This is a genomic window from Bacillus xiamenensis, assembly GCF_000300535.1.
GTDB lineage: Bacteria > Bacillota > Bacilli > Bacillales > Bacillaceae > Bacillus > Bacillus xiamenensis.
In genome coordinates this window covers 65,482-89,685 of record NZ_AMSH01000005.1, presented here as the reverse complement: position 1 = coordinate 89,685, position 24,204 = coordinate 65,482, and the positions used below count along the sequence as shown (strand labels likewise).

Here is a 24,204-nt window from a genome sequence, read left to right as displayed (position 1 = left end):
CCTCAACAGATAAGCATTCTGATAAGATAAAAGAAAACGATGAAAAGGATGGTATGCGATGAAAAAACCTGTCTATTTCAATCATGACGGCGGTGTTGATGACCTCGTCTCCTTATTCCTGCTTCTTCAAATGGAGCACCTGAAAGTCATTGGGGTGTCTGTGATTCCTGCTGATTGTTATTTAGAGCCTGCGCTGAGTGCGTCTCAGAAAATCATTGATCGATTTAGTCCTTATGAGATTGAGGTCGCTGCTTCCAACTCTAGAGGTGTCAATCCATTTCCAAAGGAATGGCGCATGCATGCCTTTTATGTAGATGCACTGCCGATTTTAAACGAAAAAGGCGCTGTTGATACAAAAGTATCCAAACTTCCAGCCCATCTTCATCTGATTGAAACGGTTAAAAAGGCAACAGAACCTGTCACCCTGCTCTTTACAGGTCCGCTCACAGACTTTGCACGTGCCTTAGAAGAAGATCCCTCCATCTCAAATAAAATTGAGAAACTGGTATGGATGGGCGGCACATTCCTTGAAAAAGGCAATGTCGAAGAACCCGAGCATGATGGAACAGCCGAATGGAATGCCTTTTGGGACCCCTATGCTGTCAGCACCGTCTTTCAAGAGCGTTTTCCAATTGAAATGGTCGCACTTGAAAGCACGAATCAAGTCCCGCTCACACTTGATGTACGACAACGCTGGGCTTCCCTCCGCTCTCATATTGGAATAGATTTTATTGGACAGTGTTATGCCTTTTGTCCGCCACTCATTCATCACGAAACGAACTCGACTTACTACTTATGGGATGTGCTGACAACCATCACTCTTGCTTCCTCATCATTTACCCGTTCAAAAGAGATGAACGCGATCGTTTACACTGAAACACCAAGGCAAGGACGTACCGAAGAACATCCAGATGGAAAATCCATTCAAGTGATCGACCATGTCGATCGTGATGCATTTTTCCAAGCGTTTGAAGAGCTCATGAGAAAAGCGGTTTGTCAGATTTCAACATAAAAAACCCCGCCAATGAGCGGGGCTTCCTCTTACTCTTCTTCTGCGTACTTTTTCTTACGTCTAAATTTGCTTAGGATTTCATACACGATTGGTACGATGACCAATGTGAGAAGTGTAGAACTTGTTAAACCGCCAATAACGGTGACACCAAGTCCTTTTGATACGATCTGGCTTCCGCCTTCAAAGCCTAATGCGAGTGGCAGCAGCGCACCGATCGTTGCAAGTGCCGTCATTAAGATTGGACGTAACCTTGTTGTACCTGCTTCAAGTAACGCTTCTCTTGTTGAAAGACCTTCTTGTTCTTTGTGTATGACGCGGTCAATCAAGACAATGGCATTTGTCACAACGATTCCGATCAGCATGAGCAATCCAATCATGGCATTTAAACTGATGGTTTCTTTCGCTACAAACAATCCAACGAGTGCACCAATAATCGTAAATGGAAGCGAGAACAGAATGGCAAATGGTGCAAGACCTCCGCCAAATGTAATGACGAGAACGAGGTATACAATGGCAATTGCTGCAAGCATTGCGAGCCCTAGCTGTGTAAAGGATTCTTGAATATCCGCACTTACACCGCCTGTATCAATCGTAACGTCAGATTTCAAATCAAGCTTATCGACTTTCTTCTGAACATCCTGTGTCACTTTTGATACATCATCTGTCGTCATGTCACCAGACACTTCTGCGTAAATTTTTCCATCACGCTTTGTCACAGTGTTTGCTGTCGTGCCATCTTTCACTTCCACGACATCACCAATTCGGACTTCTTGCCCTGTCGGTGTTGTGATCTTTTTATTCTCTAAATCTTTTTTGCTCTTATATTCATCTTTTTCCGTTTGAAGCTTCACATCCAGTTCTTTGCCGTCCTCTGTTACTTTCGTCAGTGTTGTTTCACTGCTTTGAGGAGCAATCGCCTGTGCGATTTGTGAAGCCGTTAAGCCTAGCTTCGCCAGTTTTTCTTGATCTGCATTGAACGTATATTCGTCATATTTCTCAGATAAGCTTGTGCTGACGTTTTTCAGGTTCTTCTCATCTTTTAAAATGTTCTCGACATCTTTGACTGTCCCTTCAATATCACTGACCTTGTCACCGTACACATAGTACGTCACTGTATTACTTGCGCCAGCAGATGAGAAGTCTTGTGATTTCCATTCCCCTTTAGACGTTTTGTCTTGCAGGGCTTTGACCACACGATCTTTTTCTTTATCGAAATTCGGTGTGTCATCATCATATTGGACGAAGAATAACGCACCGTTAGAATTGCCGCCAACACTTGCTGTCAGTGCATTTGAAGAGCCTAATGAATATTGAACCGTATTGACATGGTCACGTTTCATTAAGTATTCTTCTGCTTTTTTCGTTTCATCAATTGCTTGTTCTCTCGTTTGTCCTGGCTCTGGCGTGTATGTCACCATCGCCGTTTTTTCCGCTTCTTGCGGTAAGAAGCTGACGCCGACAAGTGGTGCTAGGAATAAACTTCCGACAAGCATGAGAATCGCAATTCCTGATGTAATCCATTTATGATTAAGGGTCCAATTGAGTATCCGTCTATAACCGCCGGCAAGCCTGCTTGGTTTATGTTCTTTTACCTTTTTCGCTTTGCCATACAGGTTCTTTTTAAATAGGCTGTGAGCCATCATTGGTACAATTGTAATGGCGACAAGCAGAGAAGCAAGTAAAGCAAACACAATCGTTAATGCAAATGGGATGAATAGTTCACCAATCATTCCACCCACAAGTGCTAACGGTAAGAACACCGCAATTGTGACAATCGTCGAAGACATAATCGGGATAAACATTTCTTTCGTAGCTTCTCTGACGAGTGCTTTGCCTTTTAACGGTTCATTCTTTAATGCCATTCGCCGATAGATGTTTTCTATGACGACAATCGAATCATCGACAACGCGCCCAATGGCGACGGTCATAGCACCAAGTGTCATGATATTTAATGTGATATCCAGCTGATTTAATAATAAAACAGCAATCAACAGGGATAACGGAATGGAAATCACCGAAATTAATGTTGATTTGATATCTCGCAGGAACAAGAGAATGATAATGATCGCAAAGATTGCTCCGATGATCGCCTTGTTCAGCATTGTGCTGACAGACTCTTTAATCGGCTCTGCCTGATCATATGTGGTGCTTACTTTGATGCCTTTGTTGTCTTTTTTGAATTTCTCAAGCTCTTTTGTGACTTCTTCTGCTACACTCACTGTGTTGGCATCAGAGCCTTTCACAATTTGCAGACCGATACTGTCTTTTCCATTCGTTCTAGAAATCGATTCTGCTTCTTTCACAACTTTAATATCTGCAATCTCAGAAAGCTTAATTGTCGGTAGCTCTACAGATTGACTGCTTGCTGCGCCTAGACCTGTTTGCTGCTGACTTGCACTTCCAGCCTGCTGCTCAGCACCTTGGGTATCTGCATTTCCTGAGCTGCTAGAAGACGATCCATCTCCTGCTGTTGCACTTGATGTAACAGGAATTCGCATGTTCTTCAAATCTTTGACGCTTAAAATATTACCGTCCACTACGACTGATTTTTGCTTGCTCCCAAATGTGTATAACCCTAATGGTACATTGACATCAGAGCCTTTGATCATGTTTTGGACAGTTTCTTCATCTAAACCGTATTCTTTCAATTTCTTTTGTTTAAAAGAAAATTCCACTTCTTTAATTTGCTGTCCTGAAGCTTCGACAGAAGATACACCATCTAATCCTTCAAGCGAAGGAACAAGGTCATCTTCCACTTTTTGTGTAAGGTCTTCTAATGATTCTTTATCACCCGAGACACTGAGTGCTAAGATTGGAATTGCGTTAATACTAAAGCGAGCGATTTTCGGTTGTTCTGCATTTTCAGGAAAATTGATATTGCTAATGGCATCTTCAATTTCCTTCTTTGCTTCATCCATATCTTTGTTGTAATCGTACTCGATTTGAATTGATGAGGCATTCTCAAAAGAATTGGAAGTGACCACTTTGATCCCATTGAGGTTTTGTATAGACTTCTCAATTGGATCTGTCACTTTATCTGATACTTCGTCCGGCGTTGCACCAGGATACGTTGTAGAAACCGTAATGACTGGAGTGTTGATATTAGGGATTGATTCTTGTTTCATATTCAATCCGGCATATAGACCAGCAACTGTTACGATAATCGTCATGAGCCATACAGCGAACTTGTTCTTTAATACAAAATTGATGATCGAATTCATTATGTCCTCCATTTCCCTTTATGTATTGACTGACTGGTCATTCTATATCATAATAAACGGTGATATACAATGTCGTCAACCATTTCACTTGCGTTTGACGTAACATTCTAAAGCTGAAGGGGCCTTATTTCATGAACGAAAAAAAAGAAAAAATCATTAAAGCAAGCATCCAGTTGTTTGCGAAAAAGGGTTTTTCTTCTACGACCATTCAGGAAATTGCAGATGAATGCGGAATATCCAAAGGTGCATTTTACTTGCATTTCAAATCAAAAGAACAGCTTTTCAACCGAGCGTTTGAATATTATATCGACACGTCTATGCAAAGTATTGAAAAGATTCGAAAAGAGAATCAGCATCTTGCGCCTAGAGAGATTTTTCAGAAACAAATCGCTGAACAGTTTCAACACTTTGCTGAGAACAAGGATTTTATCATTTTGATCCTCAGCGAGAACATTATTCCGGAAAACCAGCAAATTAAAAAGTATTCCAAAACGGTTAAAAAGCAGATGAATGATGAAATCCAAATTTCTATTTTGACCACGTATGGACAGGAGATCGAACCATATATAACTGACCTGTCAGTCATGATTCAAGGAATCATCCAATCTTATGTGCAGATACTGCTTTTGCAAGATCAGATGCAATTATCATGTGATGAGCTCTCATCCTTTATTCTCGACCGATTTGATGATTTGGTTCATGGGCTTCTTCGTTCTCATGCGAAGCCAATTCTGAAGCAAAACATTTGGGATGATGAAGCTCCAAATGCCGCTACTCTTCAAGAAGATCTTCGATTGTTAAAATCTGAACATCTTTTATCTGATGATACCCTTGTATCCATTGAAGTGATTGAAGAAGAACTGGCCAAAGATCAGCCCCGCAAACCGGTCATTCAAGGGATGCTGACAAATTTAGAAACGTGTGAGGACTCCGCTGTCCAAAGAGCTGTGGAACAATTGAAGGTGTTCCTTCAATGACAATACGTGGCGATGTTCACTTTCGTTCACCTTTATCCCCTTCGAATATGTGCTAAAGTTTATGCTTCATTATAAAAAAAGAACCAATGAATTGATATACGGCGGTGGTCTGAATCTCTAATAAGACCCTGTCATTTTCACCAACAAAAAAACCGCCTCATCATCCATGTGGCGGTTTTTGCGATTTAGCGTTTTTTGATTTCTTCGAGAAGAATCTTGTTGACCATCGGCGGGTTTGCTTGTCCCTTCGATGCTTTCATGATTTGTCCAACTAGGAAACCAATTGCGCGGTCTTTTCCATTTTTGAAATCTTCAATGGATTGCGGGTTGTTATCAAGTGCTTCTGTGACTAGCTTGAGCAGTGCACCTTCGTCAGAAATTTGGACAAGTCCTTTTTCTTTGACGATTGTTTCTGCATCGCCCCCATTTTCAATCAGCTCTTTGAATACCTTTTTGGCAATCTTAGAAGAAATCGTTCCTTTTTCAATGAGTTTGATCATGCCAGCAAGCCCTTGTGGCGTAAGTTTTGTTTCTTCCAGCTCTTTTTGAGCGGAGTTTAAATATGCAGATACTTCACCCATGAGCCAGTTTGATGCTTGCTTCGCTTCCGCACCTTCTGAAATGGTCGCTTCAAAGAAATCAGACATTTCTTTTGTCAGCGTCAGCACCATTGCATCATATGCAGGCAGTCCAAGTTCATCAATGTAGCGTTTGCGGCGCTCGTCTGGAAGCTCTGGAATGGATGCTCTTACGCGTTCTTTCCACTCGTCATCAATGTACAGCTCCACCAAATCTGGTTCTGGGAAGTAGCGGTAATCATCAGAGCCTTCTTTCACACGCATGAGGATCGTCTTTTTAGACGCTTCGTCATAGCGGCGTGTTTCCTGCTCAATCACACCGCCAGAAAGCAATACTTGCTCTTGACGTTTCTCTTCGAATTCAAGTCCTTTTTGAACGAAAGCGAAAGAGTTCAAGTTTTTAAGCTCTGTTTTCGTTCCAAACTCTTCACGTCCAATTGGGCGCAGAGAAATATTGGCATCACAGCGCAGTGAGCCTTCTTCCATCTTACAGTCGGAAACGCCTGTATATTGAATAATAGATTTTAATTTTTCTAAGTAAGCATATGCTTCTTCTGGTGTGCGAATGTCTGGCTCAGATACGATTTCAACAAGCGGTGTGCCTTGTCGGTTGAAATCGACGAGTGAATAACCGTCGCCTGTGTGCGTCAGTTTCCCTGCATCCTCTTCCAAATGAAGACGCGTAATACCGATTCGTTTTGTTTTGCCGTCTACTTCAATTTCAATCCAGCCGTTTTCACCGATTGGTTTATCAAATTGAGAAATTTGATACGCCTTTGGGTTATCAGGATAGAAATAGTTTTTACGGTCAAATTTTGTATCAGTTGCGATCTCACAGTTCAGCGCCATTGCCGCTTTCATCGCAAAGTTCACCGCTTCTTTGTTCAGCACCGGCAGTACGCCAGGATACCCAAGGTCGATGACACTTGTTTGCGTATTGGCAGCCGCACCAAAAGCTGTCGGCGAGCTTGAGAAAATTTTTGATTGTGTTTTTAGCTCTACGTGGACTTCAAGTCCAATTACCGTTTCAAAGTTCATTCTGATTCACCCCTTACAGTTCAGGTTTTGCTTTATGATGATCTGTTGCTTGCTCGAAAGCGTGAGCCACGCGGTACACGGTTCCTTCGTCAAAGTGTTTACCGATGATTTGCAGTCCTAGCGGAAGACCGTTTGTAAATCCACAAGGTACACTGATTCCTGGAACGCCTGCAAGGTTAACAGGGATCGTTAAAATGTCGTTTGCATACATAGTCAGTGGATCGCTTGTTTTTTCACCAATGTTAAATGCAGGAGTAGGTGTTGTTGGTCCTACAATGACATCATACTTTTCGAAAACATCTTCAAAGTCTTTTTTAATCAGAGTACGGACTTTTTGCGCCTTCTTATAGTATGCATCGTAATATCCTGAGCTTAGAGCGAATGTGCCAAGCATGATGCGGCGTTTTACTTCATCTCCAAAGCCTTCAGAACGGGTATTTTTATATAAATCAATCAGGTTGTCTGCATTGTCTGTACGATAGCCATAGCGGATGCCGTCAAAACGAGCAAGGTTCGCAGATGCCTCAGAAGATGACAGTAAGTAGTAAGTCGCAAGCGCATATTTAGAATGCGGAAGAGACACTTCTTCCCATGTCGCACCAAGTCCTTCTAATACTTTCAACGCTTTTAGAACAGACTCTTTTGCTTCCTCGCCAACGCCTTCGCCAAGATATTCTTTTGGCACAGCGATTTTCAAGTCTTTGATGTCACCAGTTAATGAAGAAAGAAAATCTGGTACATCGACATTTGCACTTGTAGCATCCATTTGATCGACACCAGCAATCGCTTGAAGAACATATGCGTTGTCCTCTACATTACGCGTAATCGGCCCAATTTGATCTAATGATGAAGCAAATGCGATTAAACCGTATCTGGATACACGGCCATATGTCGGTTTAAGACCAACAACACCACAAAATGATGCCGGCTGACGAATGGAACCGCCTGTATCTGAACCAAGGGAGAATGGTACTTCCCCTGCTGCAACAGAAGCTGCTGATCCACCGCTTGATCCACCTGGAACGGTGTTCAAATTCCACGGGTTTTTCGTTGCTTTGTAGCCTGAGTTCTCCGTAGAAGACCCCATTGCAAATTCGTCCATGTTTAATTTACCGATTGTGACAGCTTCCGCTTCTCTTAGGCGGTTCACAACGGTTGCATCATAAATTGGATCAAAGTTTTGTAAGATCTTACTTGATGCGGTTGTACGTAAATCCTTCGTCACGATGTTATCTTTGACACCGATCGGCATACCGAACAATAGACCAAGCTCGTCCTTTTCACCAACTGCCTCGTCTAATTCCTTTGCATATGCACGTGCTTTCTCTTCGTCAAGCGCAAGAAATGCTTGTACTTTACCGTCTACTTCATGGATTCGTTTATAAGACTCGTCCACTAAATCAGAAACAGACAGTTCCTTTTTATGTAAAAGCTCTTTTAATTCAGAAATTTTGTGGTCAAACAATGACATGTCTCAGGCCTCCTTTAGTCCAAAATTGATGGCACACGAATATAGCCGTCTTTATGATCAGGCGCGTTTTTGATGACTGCCTCAATGGAAAGACCTTTATTCGGAACATCTTCTCTCATGACGTTTTTCATTTTTAATACGTGTGTGGTTGGTTCAACGTTTTCCGTATCTACCTCGTTTAACTGCTCTGCAAATGAAATGATGCTATCCAGCTGTTCTGTAAACATCTCAGCTTCTTCTTCTGTAATCGCAAGCCGCGCCAAATGCGCAACGTGCTTTACTTCTTCTATTGAAATTCTTGACATGCAGGTTCACCTCCAAAAATGATACGTGTTCATGGTCATGATCATAAGTCATATACACTTTATCATATCAAATTTTACTGTTCTAAAGCAACTTTACAAAGACGCTCAGACAGGCTTTGTCTCTTGATATGTCATTGTCGTGCAGCAAGTAGCGAAAATATTCATCAAGGTGACTATTTATTTTTCAGAATATTTTTACTTTGGTTTGTTTTTGTAAACGCATACATATAGAGTCTTATCATCAATCCATGCATTTTTTCTTCAAAATGGAGATGTTTAAGACGGTTGATCACTTGGGAATACTCTGATAGGTTAAGTAACCATAGCAGTGAGCAGGGCAATGAAATGAAAATCCTGCCCTAGCACTTCTGTATATTTTGATTGAGGTGATGTCAAATTAATACGAAAAAGGTGAGAAAACTACATGAGTATTGAAGTTACGATTTCCTTATCTATCTATTTTATCGGAATGCTTGCGATTGGTTGGTATGCGTTTAGGAAAACACATGATTTAAATGATTATATGCTTGGTGGACGCGGACTTGGCCCATTCGTTACAGCTTTATCAGCAGGTGCTGCGGATATGAGCGGTTGGATGCTGATGGGTGTACCAGGTGAAATGTATAAAACAGGTTTATCGACAACCTGGCTTGCAATTGGTTTAATAGTCGGTGCTTACTTGAACTATTTAATTCTTGCACCTCGTTTACGTTCTTATACAGAAATTGCGGATGATGCTATTACGATTCCTGATTTCTTTGACAAACGATTCAAAGGATCATCTGCTTTATTAAAAGCTGTTTCAGCCGTCATCATTTTAATCTTCTTTACACTGTATACATCGTCTGGGATGGTATCAGGCGGGCGTTTATTTGAATCAGCATTCGGCGCTCATTACATGTTTGGACTGATTTTGACATCAAGTATTGTGGTTTTGTATACACTGTTTGGCGGATTTTTGGCAGTGAGCTTAACAGACTTTGTCCAAGGAGCTATTATGTTTTTAGCATTAGTGCTCGTGCCGATCGTTGCCTTTACACAATTAGGCGGACCTGTTGCCACATTCCAAGATATTCAACAGATTGACCCTAAATTGCTTGATATTTTTAGAGGAACGAGCGTCATTGGCATTATTTCCTTCCTCGCTTGGGGACTAGGTTACTTTGGACAGCCTCATATTATCGTACGTTTTATGGCGATTACGTCCGTAAAAGATTTAAAACCAGCACGCCGAATCGGAATGAGCTGGATGATTATTTCAGTCATTGGTTCACTGTCTGTCGGTTTAGTTGGTGTCGCATATGTACATGAAACGGGTATGAACCTTGCTGACCCTGAAACGATCTTTATCGTCTTTTCTAAAGTGTTGTTCCATCCGTACATTACTGGATTCTTACTTTCTGCCATTTTAGCAGCAATTATGAGTTCAATTTCCTCTCAGCTGCTTGTCACAGCAAGTGCGATGACAGAGGATTTATACAGAACGTTCTTTAGAAAGAAAGCCTCGGATAAAGAGCTTGTGATGATTGGCCGTATGTCTGTACTAGTGGTGGCAGTTATTGCTCTTTGTCTTTCACTCAACCCTAGTGATACCATACTTGACCTCGTCGGTTATGCGTGGGCAGGATTTGGTTCTTCATTCGGTCCAGTTATCTTACTTTGTCTATACTGGAAACGGATGAATCATCACGGGGCACTTGTCGGGATGATTGTTGGTGCCGTTGTGGTTCTGACATGGATCACGACAGGTCTCAACCATTCAACAGGTATCTATGAAATGATTCCTGGCTTTACGTTAAGTGGTTTAACTGCAATTATTGTGAGCTTAATGACAAGTAAGCCGACAAAAGCATCAAAACAGCTATTTCACAAAATGGAAACCCATCTCGAAGAAGAATCAAAATAATATAGAAGTGAAGAGTCATCTGCATCTAGCGGATGACTCTCTTCATTTTTTAATAAAATGCTTTTCTTTCTCCCGTTTCTGAATAAAATAGAAGTTGTGGCAGCCATATAGGCTGTGAGAAGATCATATACATGATGTGAAACGTACATGAAGTGAAAGGAGCGATACGCATGTTTTGGACAATTGAATGGGATACGGTCTTAAAATTAGCCGTTGCCACCTTAATCGGTTTGATTATCGGTCTTGAACGCGAGCTGAAGAAAAAGCCGCTCGGTTTAAAAACGTGTATTGTCATTGCTGTCAGCTCCTGCGTATTAACCATCATCAGCATTGATGCAGCCTACAATTTCCCTAGAGTCTCTAAGCTTCAAATGGACCCACTCAGGTTACCGGCGCAAATTATATCTGGTGTTGGTTTTATTGGAGCAGGTGTGATTCTGCGTAAAAGCAATGACGTCATCTCAGGTCTTACGACATCTGCGATGATCTGGGGAGCAGCAGGACTTGGGGTTGCAACAGGTGCAGGTTTTTATAAAGAAGCCTTCCTCAGCCTTTTCTTTATTCTGGTGAGTGTCGAATTTTTACCTTGGCTCTTCCAGCGAATTGGACCGATTCGCTTACAGGAAAAAGAAATCCGCATCAGAATGTCACTTTCTGATCGCAACCGCATGACAGACATTTTGAAAGAAATGAAAGCACTCAATATTCGCATTCATTCCGTACGTATTGATGATTTAAAGGAAAAGGACTATCCGATCATGGAAGTACGCGTACGTGTGCATAAAGATCGCTATACAACCGATGTGTACTTTGATATTAAAGATTTAGAAGGTGTTGTCGGCGTGAAGTGTGATACGGTGTAGTATCAAAAACTCCCTTGCTGTTTCAAACGGCAAGGGGGTTTCTTTTATCGCGCCAGCTGATGAAAGTCAAAAGGCGTCACTGGTATATTGTCCTCAATTTCCTTTCGAAAACGCGCCAGCATGGCGCTTTCGTCAGCGCTTAGTGTTTGGAGATCAAATGCTTGATGTAAAAGCCCATAAATAAGCATATGACGCAGCATAAGAAAATCTGGTATTGTTGCCAGCCATGCGTCATCAAGCTCATGCTCCTGTCGATAGCCTTTGAGAAAATGGCTCATAAATTCAGCGGTAAATTCAGCTTTATCCTCATACGGAATCACCGGATACCATAGAACGTTGTATAGCAAAATGCTCATATCGTTGATAAACCAGTGATATCCACAATCATCAAAATCAAATGCAATGATGTCTCCCTGATGATAATGGAAGTTCCCATGATGTAAATCGGCATGCACCAGTCCATAGACATCCTTGGATATCGGGAGCTGGTGAAGCTTTTGCATCAGTTCATCTTTTCGCTGCAGCACAACCGTTTGATCAGAAGGAATATATGATTCAAGCTTTAATTGCTCTTCTTCATACCACTCTTGACGCTTATAGCGAGGATCTTTCACTTGATATTGTTTGGTCGCTTGATGCATGCGCCCTGTATAAGCACCTAACGCCTGAAACAATTGTCCATTCCAATCCGTTTCCGTCACTTTTCTGCCCGGTGCTTTTTCATATGCACGCAGCAAAAAAGCGCCTCCTGCTTGATCGGGAATCACTTCAACATCTTTTCCTCTTGCTGATAAGACCGGTTTAGCTACTGAGATGCCATGATCAGATAAATACCGAATCCAGTCCATTTCTCCTAAAATATACGGGCATGAACGGCGAATGGTATGGGTGATTTTTAATATATAATTCACCCCATTTTTAGCCTTATATTCATACACATCATTTTCTGCATCGGCTAGAAATGTGACTTGTTCTGGGTGAAAGTCATATAATAGAGCCGCTTTCTTTAAGACCATTTGTTCATTGTATCGCGCTTTTACTTCTTTATGCATGCTGATTCTCCTTTTGTCGTCTATTTACTTATACATGACGGTTATCAGCATTTATACGAGCATCAACATACCTGCCTTTCCTTTTGGTTTCTTCACATACTTTGACAAACGTTTAAAAAATCCCTCTTATTTGAAAAGAAAACCGCCTTAGAGGCGTGGCGGCTTTTGATTAATCATATATATGGACGGTTGGTTCTTTGTCTTCAGCATTTTTCGTGATCAGGGCTTCTTGTTGATCAGAAGATGTGATGTTGATTTCTATATTGGTGCTCTTATAGTAATCCATCACTTCACCTGTTAAGTATTGCGTGAATGCTACGACTTCTGTTTTTCCGTAGAATTGCATTGGAATTTCTATTTTCATTTTTTGCAGGCTTCCGTTTTTATAAAAGCCTGTACCTACCACACCTGTGTAATTTGGGAAGTAGTCTTCTACTTTTGTCTTGAAGCGGTCAAATCGTTCTGAATCGTCTTTGTAGGTGCTTGTTGCATTATCTGAAGGGAAGAAAACATTCTCTTCTTTGATCGTATCCCAATTGCCAATATCAGATGAACCTGCTTTCACATCGGTTTTGGCGATAAAGTTTCCTGGTACGATAGACGATTTTGGTGCTTGTTTATAAAGGGCGATCATGACAGGCACTTTTTGCAGCCCATCCATTTGACGAAGTCGTTTGATGACTTTCTCAGCGATTTTTTCACCCTCCGCTAAAAGCTTCTTAGAATTTTTCGATGAATCGATGGTTACCTCTTGTTGAGGATCTCCGACATTTTCTCGATAATAATATACAGAGTTTAGCGCAAGACCAATGACGACTCCGCCAAGCTGTAAGCTGTTTTTATCTTTTCGAATTAAGTAATTATGCTCTAGCATCGAAGCCAAGTAGATTGGACTATTTTCGTTTTTGGACTTCGTTGAACCTGAGTTTGGAAGAGCAGGGTTTAATCCAAGGTTCTTAAAGTTTTTATCTTCTTTTTCAGCTTTTTTCAGATCACTGCCTGTTTTTTTGCGCGCCAGCCAGCTGAGAACGGTATCCTCATCTAAATGCTGTCCTTCTTGGAAAAGATAGTCGTTTGTATTAAATGATTCTGTCGCCAGGCGCATCAGTCCTGTTTCAAATTCATCAATATCTAAGCGTGTATTGAGACGCTCTGCTGTTAATCCTCTTGCAGCACCTTCTTTAAACGGCAGCACCATTTTGTAATACGAATCAGAGATATTGTACATTGGGATGATGGCTGTTTCTTTCGTTTCATCCGTTTTTTGTGTAACCTCTTCCTCGTCTTTTCCCCCAAAAGGTGCACACGCTGACAATACCAGTGTGAGCATTGTCAGCAGCAATAGCAACTTTTTCAATAGAAAACACTCCTCTTATTTCTTTAGCTCCTCGAGCATTTTGGCTTCATCCCATATTTCAATATTGAGTTCTTCCGCCTTTGTCAGCTTACTTCCAGCTGCTTCACCGGCAATGACTAAGTCTGTTTTTTTACTCACACTACCTGCTAACTTGCCGCCTAATGCTTCGATCGCCGCCTTTGCGTCGTTTCGAGACATGACCTCCAGCTTCCCGGTCAGCACAATGGTTTTGCCAGCAAAGTAGGAATCACTTTCCTCTGCTTTCACAGGCTTTGGTCCTGTGTAGGTCATATTGACTCCAAGTTCTTTAAGTTCATTTAGCAGATCCAGTATTTCTTCTTTCTCAAAGTACGTGACGACTGCATCGGCCATTTTTTCACCAATTTCATCGACTTCGAGTAATTGTTCTTTCGTCGCTTGTTTTAACTGATCGATATCCTCGAAATGCATCGCCAACGTCTTCGCCGCTTTAGAGCCGATAAATCGAATGCCGAGTCCAAACAGTAATCGTTCAAGAGAGTTTTCTTTCGATTGCTCGATCGAACGCAGTAAGTTATCGACCGATTTCTCGCCCATTCGGTCAAGTTGAATGAGCTCCTCTTTCGTTAATCGGTAAAGATCAGACACCCGCGACACGAGCCGTTCTTTGAAAAGCTGTGTAATGACCCGTTCCCCAAGTCCATCAATGTTCATGGCATTGCGAGACACAAAGTGAATGAGGCCTTCACGTATTTGGGCGGGACATTCTGGATTGATGCACCGCAGTGCTACTTCTCCTTCGATTCTCACTAATTCACTTTGACATTCTGGACATTCAGCCGGCATGTGAAATGGCTTCTCTTCTCCTGTACGCTGATCGACAAGGACGCCTACGACTTCAGGAATAATATCGCCCGCTTTCTTCACGATGACTTGATCAAGAAGACGAATATCCTTTTCTTTGATCAAATCTTCATTATGAAGAGAAGCACGCTGCACTGTTGTCCCTGCCACCTTTACAGGCTCAAGTATCGCTGTTGGTGTGATGACGCCTGTACGCCCGACATTTAACTCAATATCAAGCAGTTTCGTCACGACTTCTTCAGCAGGGAACTTGTACGCAATCGCCCACCTTGGACTTTTTGCTGTGAAGCCTAGTTCTTCCTGCTGAGCCAAGGAATTGACTTTAATGACAATGCCATCAATTTCATATGAGAAATCCGCACGCTTTGTTTTCAGTGTTTCAATGAGGTCGATCACTTCTTCAATTGTTTGACACGTCCGTCTTTCTTTGTTCGTTTTAAAACCAAGCTCATCGAGAAGATCAAGTCCTGCACTTTGCGTGTCGACACCGATTTCATCAAGCTCCGCTATACTGTAGACGAAGATATCCAGATTTCGTTTCGCTGCAATTTTCGTATCAAGCTGACGAAGTGAGCCGGCAGCCGCATTACGCGGGTTGGCAAACGGTTCTTCTTCGTTTTGTAATCTTATTTCATTTAATGCTTCAAAAGAAGGTTTGGGCATAAATGCCTCGCCTCTCACTTCAATCGACAGAGGACGATTGATTTTGAGCGGAATCGAACGAATGGTCTTAAGGTTTTCGGTAATATCCTCACCAATTGTCCCATCACCACGCGTGGCACCTCGAACAAACACCCCATTTTCATAACGGAGAGAAACAGCGAGTCCATCAATTTTCAGCTCAACATTGTAAGCGACGTCGTCACCGACTGCCTGACGAACCCGGCGGTCAAAATCAAGAAGATCCTGTTCATGAAACGCATTGCCAAGGCTGAGCATCGGCGTGCCGTGACGTACCTTTTGAAAGGCGTCTAAAACAGCGCCTCCTACTCTTTGCGAGGGTGAATCCGCTGCTTTTAAATCAGGGTGTTCTTCCTCTAGAGAGATCAGCTCACGCATCCGCGCATCATATTCAGCGTCAGGAACACTTGGACGATCCAGTGTGTGATATTCGTAGTTGTATTGATTCAAAATCTGGTGCAGTTCCTCGATCCGGCGTTTCGCTGCTTCTTTATCCATCTGCTTCTTCCTTTCACTTCATCCGTTTTATCACTTCTATAGATTTATTGCTTCTCGATTGGCGCAAATGCTGCGAGGAGCCGCTTAATGCCTGTCGGGCTTGGGAACGCAATATCAAGCTCTGTGCTGTCTCCGCTGCCTTTCACACTCACAACCGTTCCAACGCCCCATTTTTTATGAGCAGCTTTATCTCCCACAGCCCAGCCAATACTGCCGCCGCCTGTGTTTTGAATGGTTTGCGTTTGCGGACGTGAAACAGGGCCCCGTCTTTGCGGTCTTTCTCTTGTTTGGCCAAACGGTGTTTTCGTTTCTTTTTTCTCATTTAGGTTGTCCAATAAATCAGCTGGTATTTCTCTAATGAATCTTGATTCAAGGTTCATGTTCGTCCGGCCAAATAATGTTCTCATCTTAGCGCTTGATAAATAAAGCTCTTCTTCGGCCCGTGTGATCCCTACGTAAGCAAGGCGGCGCTCTTCTTCCATCTCTGCATCTTCCATTAATGAACGACTGTGCGGGAAGACGCCTTCCTCCATCCCCATTAAGAACACAACCGGGAATTCCAGCCCTTTTGCTGCGTGAAGGGTCATTAAAATAACGGCATCATGATCTTCTTCCTCATTCTCATCCAGCTTATCAATGTCTGCCACAAGAGCGAGGTCTGTCAGGAAGGTGACAAGTGATTTGTCTTCATTTTGTTCTTCAAAGTTCTTTGTGACAGATAGAAACTCATCAATATTCTCTAAACGGCTTTGGGCTTCAATCGTCTTTTCGATCTTCAGCGCTTCACGGTAGCCTGTTTTCTCTAAGATCTCTTCCGTTAATTCTGTGACAGATAGATATTCCTGCATGTTTGTCATTTGATCAATGAGCTGTTTGAACTCATCAAGTGCATTGGCTGCCCTTGCACTGAGTCCAATGAAATCCACCTGACCAAGTGCTTCGAACATAGAGAGATCATTCATTTCTGCATATGCGGCAATTTTATCAACAGAGGTCGCCCCAATTCCGCGCTTTGGTACGTTGACAATACGCATAAAACTAATATCATCATCTGGGTTTGCCACAAGGCGTAGGTACGCCAAAATGTCTTTGATTTCTTTTCTGTCATAGAACTTCGTGCCACCGACAATGTTGTATTGAATGTTTGCCTTCATTAACGTTTCCTCTATGACACGTGACTGAGCGTTCGTTCGATAGAGGATCGCAACATCAGATAATTTTCGCTTTCCGCTTTGATGAAGCTGGCGAATCTTTCCTGCGACAAACTGACCCTCGCCAAATTCATTATCTGCTCGATAATAAGCAATCTTCGCTCCTTCGTCATTTTCTGTCCAAAGGTTTTTTGGCTTACGATTTGCATTGTTTTGGATCACCGTATTTGCAGCGTGCAAAATGCGTTTCGTTGATCTGTAATTTTGTTCAAGCAGAATCACTTGACTCGTTGGATAATCCTTTTCAAAGGAGAGAATGTTCGTGATATCTGCTCCGCGCCAGCGATAGATTGATTGGTCTGAGTCACCGACGACACAAATATTTTGAAAGCGCTGAGCCAGCAATTTCACGAGCATGTACTGCGCTCTGTTCGTATCCTGATACTCATCCACATGAATGTATTGGAATTTACGCTGGTAATGCTCTAATACTTCAGGAATTCGCTCAAACAGTCTGATCGTCATCATAATCAAATCGTCAAAATCGAGTGACTGGTTTTTGAGTAATCGTTTTTGATAATCTGTATATACGTCACTGACGACTTGATCGTAAAAGTCACCGGCTGTTTTTGCGTATTCTTCTGCATCAATGAGTTCGTTTTTTGCACTGCTGATCGATCCTAAAATACTGCGTGGATCAAACTTTTTCGGATCAATATTTCGTTCTTTTAAAATGTTTTTAATCACAGAAAGCTGATCAGATGTGTCTAATATGGAGAAATTGCGATTCACACCAATTCGATCAATATCGCGTCTTAAAATCCGGACACACATACTATGAAACGTCGAGATCCAAATGTCATCTGCACCGGGCCCTAAAATAGCTTGGACACGTTCACGCATTTCACGTGCTGCTTTATTCGTAAATGTAATCGCTAAAATGTTCCACGGAGCCACGTGCTTTTCTGCCATTAAGTAGGCAATTCGATGCGTGAGCACCCGTGTTTTTCCACTACCTGCTCCTGCCATTAGCAGCAGCGGACCGTCTGTCGCTTTGACCGCTTCCTTCTGCGCATCATTCAGTCCTTCTAATAGATGATTCGATATTTCATTCATTCCATTCACCGCCAATTCGAACTTATGTTCTATTTTAACCCGTTTCGTCTTGTTTGACTATGATGACTTTTTCACTGCATCGACTGTCTTTAACGCTTCTTTGAAATTATCATAAATGACGTTTCCAACAACGACCACGTCTGCATGCTGCGCGAAGTCTTTTGCCTGCTCTTCATTCTCAATGCCGCCGCCATAAAATAGAACCGTTTCATGAAGCACTGCTTTTGTTTCTTTCACAAGCTCTATGTCTCCAAGCGTCCCGCTGTATTCTAGGTAAAAAATAGGCAGTTTCATCAAGTGCTCTGCCACTCTCGCATATGCCCTTACGTCATCTATATCCAGTGCCGTATTTGCCTCTGTCAGCTTCGCCGCTTTACACTCTTCGTTTAAGATGACATATCCTTCCGGCACAATCTCTTCCATTGACATCAGATCACCGTATTCCTTCATCGCATCCTTATGAAGCCCAACAATCCAATCAGGATGAGCGCTGTTTAACACAGTGGGGATGAAATACAGATCGAAGCCCGGCACAATCATCTCATGCGTCGAGATTTCAAGCACACATGGCACAAGAAAGCGGCGCACCTTTGACATGAGTTGCAGCACGTTGTCCTCTGTCACATTGTCACTACCGCCAATCAAAATGGCATCCGTACCAGATTCACAAATCGCTTCGAGCTGTTCATCGGATATCTCTTTATTTGGATCGAGTTTAAAGACATGCTTCCACTCGGTAACATCATACATGAAAAACGTTCCTCCATTCGTTTCATTCCATTTAAATATTATAACAAAATCAGGCACCGCAAAAAACGGGTAACCTCCTTCAGCTAAAAGTTTCATTCTTTTGAAAATGAGTGGCGGCGATTTTCGTTGCAAATGCTGAGGAACGTCTCAAAAAAAGCTCACTTTCACAGGAGAGGTTTTGAGGATGTTTTCACTCCATATACGTTTTACAGACCATGATGTGCGCTCAACCTATTATTTTTCAGGCTTAGAAAACCTCATGATCAAGGATTGATCGGTTTTCAACAGGTCGAGCCGCCAACATAAGAAAAACCGTTTTGATTGATTCAAAACGGTTTTTTTAAAACTATTGTCTCACTTCATTAAAATAATGGACAGATGTCATAGCCCCTTCATCGACCATCTTGTTATCTTGAATATCTAACGGATCAGGGTGTCCGGCTTTGTCAGGCACCTTTTCATTTGACCGGCACATGCTGACCCATTTTTTCAGATGCTGTTTATTTTTAACCGCTAATAACACAGCACCTCCAACCCCTAATCCAGCAAGTACGTATGGACGCTTATTCATGTATGCTCCCTCCCCATTTGATCTTATTTTTAAGTTACCCCGCCTTTTTATTTCTAAACGTCACAATATGTTGAGCCTGTCATGTGGTTTCTCTTTGCACAAAAGGTGGAATAAAAACAGCAATGAAAGAGAAAAGAGGGGATGTATGTGACAGCAGCTTTCATTGTCATAGGCGCACTAATCGTTATTTGTTTGATTGTACCCATGATTCTACTCATATGGATTTGGATGAGAGATGAGAAACAAGAAGAGCATTCTGTTCTGCGAAATTATCCGGTCATTGGAAAACTGCGGTTCATTTTTGAAAAAATAGGACCAGAGCTTCGCCAGTACCTCTTTCTTAATGACCGAGAGGAACTTCCTTTTTCAAGAAGGGAATATGAACAAGCTGTCATGTCCGGAAAATACAAAAGCCGTACCATGGGATTTGGGTCAAAACGTGATTTTGACAAGCCTGGTTATTATATTCGTAACGTCCTGTTTCCAAAATAGCGGGATGAGTTACGTATCGATCAATCAGAAAACATTCAAACAAAAGTGTATGAGATTGATCAAGACAATCTACTGCGAAGAAGTGAACATGTGAAAGAAGTCGAAGCAAAGCCTTATTTTCTCCACGAAGAGGATGTGCAAGTCATTGGTGAACATACGTGTCAAAAACCCTTCCGCGTCAAGGGACTCATTGGTCAATCAGCCATGAGCTATGGCTCCTTAGGCGACCGGGCGATTACCGCTCTATCCTCCGGCTTAAAAATGGCTGGCGGCACGTGGATGAACACAGGTGAAGGTGGCCTTTCCCCTTACCACCTGAAAGGCGGCGCCGATATTATTTGCCAGATTGGTCCTGGTCTATTTGGGGTTCGAACAGAGGATGGCGCATTTTCATTCGAAGAGTTTAAGAAAAAAAGTGAACATGATGAAGTAAAAGCCTTTGAACTCAAACTGGCACAAGGAGCGAAAACACGCGGCGGTCACATTGACGGAGAAAAAGTCACAGAAGAAATTGCCCAAATCCGCAAATTACCGCCTCATCAATCAATTGACAGCCCAAACCGGTTTGAGATGTTCAACTCTATTCCTGACATGTTTGATTTCATTGAACAACTGCGAAGCATTGGCGGAAAGCCAGTTGGAATCAAGCTTGTGGTCGGACATAAGGAAGACATTAAGGAGCTTGCTCTCTATATGAAAAAAAGCGGAAAGCACCCTGATTTCATTACGATTGATGGCGGAGAAGGCGGCACTGGGGCGTCCTTTCATGAATTGGCCGATTCCGCAGGCCTGCCCATTTTCACCGCACTGCCAATGGTCCATCAAATCTTGAAGGAATATGGGGTTCGAGATCGACTCAAGCTGTTTGCTTCTGGTAAACTTCTTTCTCCTGATAAAATTGCAATTGCCCTTTCCATGGGTGCGGACTTTGTGAATATCGCAAGAGGTCTGATGTTTTCAGTCGGCTGCATTCGGGCGCAAGTGTGCCACACGAATAAATGTCCAGTAGGTGTTGCGACCACTGATCCAAAGCTGCAAAAGGGCTTATCCATTGAAGAAAAGAAATACCGAGTCTGCAATTATATCCTGTCACTTAGAGAAGGATTGTTTAATTTATGCGCAGCAGCTGGCATTGAATCGCCTATTCATTTTAATGTGAAACATATTATTTTCCGAAAAGAAAATGGTCAAACAAGTGAAGTGCCGATGTTTTCTGGTACACAGCAATCTATCTAGCTTTAAATAAAGAAAGACAGCGTTCGTCTTCTTGCTGCTGAAAAAAGGATTTACCAAAGGCGTAAAATCACGAAAAGCTCTTGTTGAAATGTTTGCATACTAACCTATTAAAAAGAGCCGTCATATCAAAAGCGGCTCTGTTTTCAATCATCAGCTATTGGACGTTTTGGTATTCTTTTTTTTCATCAAGTAAACTACTACTGAGATAATGACTACGGGTATTACAACAAAAATACCAACACCGATCATGGTATTCCAAGGCATGTTTACTCTCTCCTTTCATTAAAGGTTCATATCATTTAAACCACGTGCTCATTGTTCGCGTTTGTTACCACAGATGCTTTTGTCCACATATTTATTTCATTATTGCAGATCAAAAGGGAATTTTCACAGCGATCTACATAAAAAAACTGCAAACAAATCCATTTTCGTGACCAGGATTGTTTGCAGTAAAAGCTGCTTTATTTTGTTTCGTCCGTTGATTGCTGCTCTGCTATGCGGTCAAGTGCCATTGTATAGGCATCATTGCCGTAGTTCAAGCAGCGTTTGACACGTGAGATGGTGGCTGTACTTGCACCTGTTTCCGTTTCAATTTTATGATACGTGTTTCCCTCGCGAAGCATACGCGCTACTTCAAGACGCTGTGATAAAGATTGGATTTCATTGATGGTACACAAGTCATCAAAGAATCGATAGCATTCTTCCAGGTCTTTAAGGGATAAGATGGAGTTGAATAACTGATCTAAGCTTTTGCCCCTTAATTTATCAATTTGCATCTTTATACATCTTCTCCTTTACTATTGGCACACCGTTTCGCATGAAACTCTTAGAGAAAGCGGTATCTTTCCTGACTAATTTTTTTCAACCTCAGCAATGAGCTTTGAACGAATCATGACAGGTTTGGTTCTACGCTGAAAATGCCGTCAGGTTCTTTCGTAAGCCGAAGCTTCTTTATCGTAAACAAATTCGACAAGTTTTGTCATATTCCTTGTGCGACAATCTGACAAACTTGTTTGCTTCCGATATCGAGAACACTTCTGCTCTGTTAGGTCTGCCCTAAAAAACAGTATGTGTAGAAAGCTCGGCGAGACGACAAACCTTCGCCCCGCCTTACTTGATCAATCAAAATATGTTGGCCGGCCAGCGTAACCGACAGATTCATTTTACAATTAGGACACTTCATTCGTCATGTCAAAGCCCTCTGCTTTGTCACCATATGTTAGCAGCGAAGAGATCCTTTACTCACTTCCGCCCTATAACAGCGGCCAGAAATCAGGCAAAGATGATACAGCTCCACTCTGTTATATTTTAACGCATTATAGACGGAAAGAGTACAGTTTTTTTCATGACATCAAATATTCCTCTTGGTGTCACTCGAATATACGGCAAATGTGTGCTTTGGAAAAAGACAAGTGTATCAATCGGACAGTCAAATGGATACCCGCGCTCAATGAGCAGCTCACGTAAGGTTTGCTCCTGCTGAAGAACCGTCTCAAACGATTCAGCTGATGCACAGCCTGATAATTGCAGCGGGATTTCATGCAAAATCTTTCCGTTCTCTGTGAGTACGATCCCTCCGCCGATTTCTTTCATTCGCTTATGAGCCAGCATCATATCGTCTTTATTTTTCCCGATGACTAAAATGTCACCAGTCGTTGAAAATGAGCTGACAAACCCTTGTACCTTGTTTGCAAAGCCTTTTAGCATTGTATTCACACGCCACTCGCCTTTTCGATCAATCAGGCTAAAGAAGCTTTGATCATGGTCACATGACAGCTGGTTCACAGAGTTATCAATCTCCACTGTATAAGGCTCCATGATGACGGCATTTCTCATTTTGACCCCAAGCGGCATAGAGAATTGCAAGTCGCTCATCGTCAGATCATAGCCTAAGTCTAGCGGCTCGAGCCCGCCATTTTTCCATTCTGTCTCTTGAAATTGATGCTGGTTCTTCCCTTCTAATTTAAGAATCACGCCTTTAGAAATAACCGTCTCAGGATTTGGGTTCATCGGATCATCTAAAATATTCAAAGAGGCCAAGCGCCCAGGACCGACAACGCCTAATAGGTCATCAATTTGATAGTATTTCGCAATATTAAAGGTCGCCATATTGTACGCATCCATGATAGGCACACCTTCTTTAAGGGCAATTGAAATTAAACGATTGATCATGCCTTCTTCATAAAAATGAGGTGCTGACCCATCTGTTGTATAGAAAAAGTGATCATAGTGTCTGAAGTCACGCTCATGCAATTCTCTTAATATGTTCACTAAATCTGGGCGGATGGAAGAATGACGCAGGGAAACATGGTAGCCAAGAGACAAGCGTTTCAACACATCATCTGCATTCATCGCTTCATGATCACTGTCCGCTCCAAACAGCTTCATTTTTGTTAACGTTTTCTCAGAAGCTCCGGGAAAATGCCCTTCTATTCGTTTTCTCTGCTTCTTCGTTTCTTGCATGCAATATAAAATGAGATCATCACCGTCCATTAATCTAGGCCAGCCTGTTAATTCGCCGCCTTGAAGGACATCCGGATGATCAATCCATTCCTTGCGATAGTTAATTGGAAGCATCTCATCTTCATACCTTACTTCGGTTTGAAGATCGTATCTGGACCACCAGAAATACTGAAATGGCTGCTTTTTTAATTCACATAGAGTGGAAAGCGCTTTCTTTTCATTGCTTTGCAAAAGAAGAAATAAGTTATCGCTGACCATTGTTGTTGTGCCAAATTGAGACACATATTCTGCAAGTGATTGGGGATTATAAATATGGAACGGATGCGCGTGAGGTTCAATATACCCCGGCACAATGTATTTCCCTTCACAATCAATCACACGTTTAGCTGATTTATTTTGAGGAAGCTCTGCTCCGACATAAACAATTCGATCATCATGTATCCAAATATTTGCCTTCACCCATTGCTTCAAAAACGGGTTTAGCACGAGTCCATTCGTTAAAAGGAGTGTTGGAACTATTTTTGAGTCGACTACATCGATTTGTGTGCGGATGTCATTGTTTCTCCAATTAAAAGTACGTTCGGACATTCACATACTCTCCTTCATTTGTATTAGCCCTATCG

Annotated in this window: 16 protein-coding genes and 1 pseudogene; 5 read left to right on the top strand and 12 right to left on the bottom strand. The window is 42.1% G+C overall.

What is annotated here, in order from left to right:
• The first annotated feature begins 58 nt into the window (after positions 1–58).
• Positions 59–1,012, top strand: a complete 954-nt coding sequence (locus BA1_RS03580; protein WP_008355821.1) for a nucleoside hydrolase — start codon at positions 59–61, stop codon at positions 1,010–1,012.
• Positions 1,013–1,041: 29 nt separating this feature from the next.
• Here the strand turns inward: BA1_RS03580 and BA1_RS03575 are convergent, their stop codons facing one another.
• Positions 1,042–4,233 carry an efflux RND transporter permease subunit gene (locus BA1_RS03575; RefSeq protein ID WP_008355819.1) on the bottom strand — a complete coding sequence of 1,064 codons (3,192 nt, stop codon included), beginning with the start codon at positions 4,231–4,233 and terminating at the stop codon, positions 1,042–1,044.
• Positions 4,234–4,364: 131 nt separating this feature from the next.
• Here BA1_RS03575 and BA1_RS03570 point away from each other — a divergent pair, with 131 nt between their 5' ends.
• Positions 4,365–5,210, top strand: coding sequence for a TetR/AcrR family transcriptional regulator (locus tag BA1_RS03570; protein ID WP_008355818.1), 846 nt, complete (start codon positions 4,365–4,367; stop codon positions 5,208–5,210).
• Positions 5,211–5,395: 185 nt separating this feature from the next.
• On the opposite strand, the gene gatB is transcribed toward BA1_RS03570, so the two are convergent.
• Genes gatB through gatC form a run of 3 tightly spaced genes read right to left on the bottom strand, consistent with a single transcriptional unit; the run spans position 5,396 to position 8,602 of the window.
• The gene (gene gatB, locus BA1_RS03565; protein WP_008355815.1) at positions 5,396–6,826 is read right to left on the bottom strand and encodes an Asp-tRNA(Asn)/Glu-tRNA(Gln) amidotransferase subunit GatB; all 1,431 of its coding nucleotides are present in this window, start codon (positions 6,824–6,826) and stop codon (positions 5,396–5,398) included.
• A gap of 13 nt (positions 6,827–6,839) precedes the next feature.
• Positions 6,840–8,297: an Asp-tRNA(Asn)/Glu-tRNA(Gln) amidotransferase subunit GatA gene (gene gatA / locus BA1_RS03560; RefSeq protein WP_008355813.1), complete on the bottom strand. Its 1,458-nt coding sequence runs from the start codon at positions 8,295–8,297 to the stop codon at positions 6,840–6,842.
• A 14-nt stretch (positions 8,298–8,311) separates the two neighbouring features.
• Entirely contained in the window at positions 8,312–8,602 is a 291-nt protein-coding gene (gene gatC / locus BA1_RS03555) for an Asp-tRNA(Asn)/Glu-tRNA(Gln) amidotransferase subunit GatC (RefSeq protein WP_003213898.1), read from the bottom strand.
• Between the two features lie 424 nt (positions 8,603–9,026).
• Between gatC and putP the strand changes: the two genes are divergently transcribed.
• A complete protein-coding gene (gene putP / locus BA1_RS03550) occupies positions 9,027–10,508 on the top strand; it encodes a sodium/proline symporter PutP (protein WP_008355811.1) in 1,482 nt (493 codons plus the stop codon).
• A 170-nt stretch (positions 10,509–10,678) separates the two neighbouring features.
• Positions 10,679–11,371, top strand: coding sequence for an MgtC/SapB family protein (locus BA1_RS03545; protein WP_008355809.1), 693 nt, complete (start codon positions 10,679–10,681; stop codon positions 11,369–11,371).
• 44 nt (positions 11,372–11,415) lie between these two features.
• On the opposite strand, the gene BA1_RS03540 is transcribed toward BA1_RS03545, so the two are convergent.
• The 6 genes from BA1_RS03540 to BA1_RS03515 all read right to left on the bottom strand — a co-directional run bounded on the left by BA1_RS03540 (position 11,416) and on the right by BA1_RS03515 (position 19,390).
• Positions 11,416–12,423, bottom strand: coding sequence for a phosphotransferase enzyme family protein (locus BA1_RS03540; protein ID WP_008355807.1), 1,008 nt, complete (start codon positions 12,421–12,423; stop codon positions 11,416–11,418).
• A gap of 169 nt (positions 12,424–12,592) precedes the next feature.
• A complete protein-coding gene (locus tag BA1_RS03535) occupies positions 12,593–13,780 on the bottom strand; it encodes a CamS family sex pheromone protein (RefSeq protein WP_008355806.1) in 1,188 nt (395 codons plus the stop codon).
• Between the two features lie 15 nt (positions 13,781–13,795).
• Positions 13,796–15,802, bottom strand: coding sequence for an NAD-dependent DNA ligase LigA (gene ligA / locus BA1_RS03530; protein WP_008355804.1), 2,007 nt, complete (start codon positions 15,800–15,802; stop codon positions 13,796–13,798).
• A gap of 44 nt (positions 15,803–15,846) precedes the next feature.
• Positions 15,847–18,069 carry a DNA helicase PcrA gene (gene pcrA / locus BA1_RS03525; RefSeq protein ID WP_008355802.1) on the bottom strand — a complete coding sequence of 741 codons (2,223 nt, stop codon included), beginning with the start codon at positions 18,067–18,069 and terminating at the stop codon, positions 15,847–15,849.
• 57 nt (positions 18,070–18,126) lie between these two features.
• The gene (gene pcrB / locus BA1_RS03520) at positions 18,127–18,819 is read right to left on the bottom strand and encodes a heptaprenylglyceryl phosphate synthase (RefSeq protein WP_008355800.1); all 693 of its coding nucleotides are present in this window, start codon (positions 18,817–18,819) and stop codon (positions 18,127–18,129) included.
• Between the two features lie 346 nt (positions 18,820–19,165).
• Positions 19,166–19,390 carry a hypothetical protein gene (locus BA1_RS03515; protein WP_008355798.1) on the bottom strand — a complete coding sequence of 75 codons (225 nt, stop codon included), beginning with the start codon at positions 19,388–19,390 and terminating at the stop codon, positions 19,166–19,168.
• A 147-nt stretch (positions 19,391–19,537) separates the two neighbouring features.
• On the opposite strand from BA1_RS03515, the pseudogene BA1_RS03510 reads away from it, so the two are divergent.
• Positions 19,538–21,118: pseudogene (locus BA1_RS03510) on the top strand (FMN-binding glutamate synthase family protein).
• A 461-nt stretch (positions 21,119–21,579) separates the two neighbouring features.
• On the opposite strand, the gene BA1_RS03505 reads toward BA1_RS03510, so the two are convergent.
• Positions 21,580–21,894 carry a YerC/YecD family TrpR-related protein gene (locus tag BA1_RS03505; protein WP_008355795.1) on the bottom strand — a complete coding sequence of 105 codons (315 nt, stop codon included), beginning with the start codon at positions 21,892–21,894 and terminating at the stop codon, positions 21,580–21,582.
• Positions 21,895–22,426: 532 nt separating this feature from the next.
• Positions 22,427–24,169: an adenine deaminase C-terminal domain-containing protein gene (locus BA1_RS03500; protein WP_008355792.1), complete on the bottom strand. Its 1,743-nt coding sequence runs from the start codon at positions 24,167–24,169 to the stop codon at positions 22,427–22,429.
• Between the last annotated feature and the right edge of the window lie 35 nt (positions 24,170–24,204).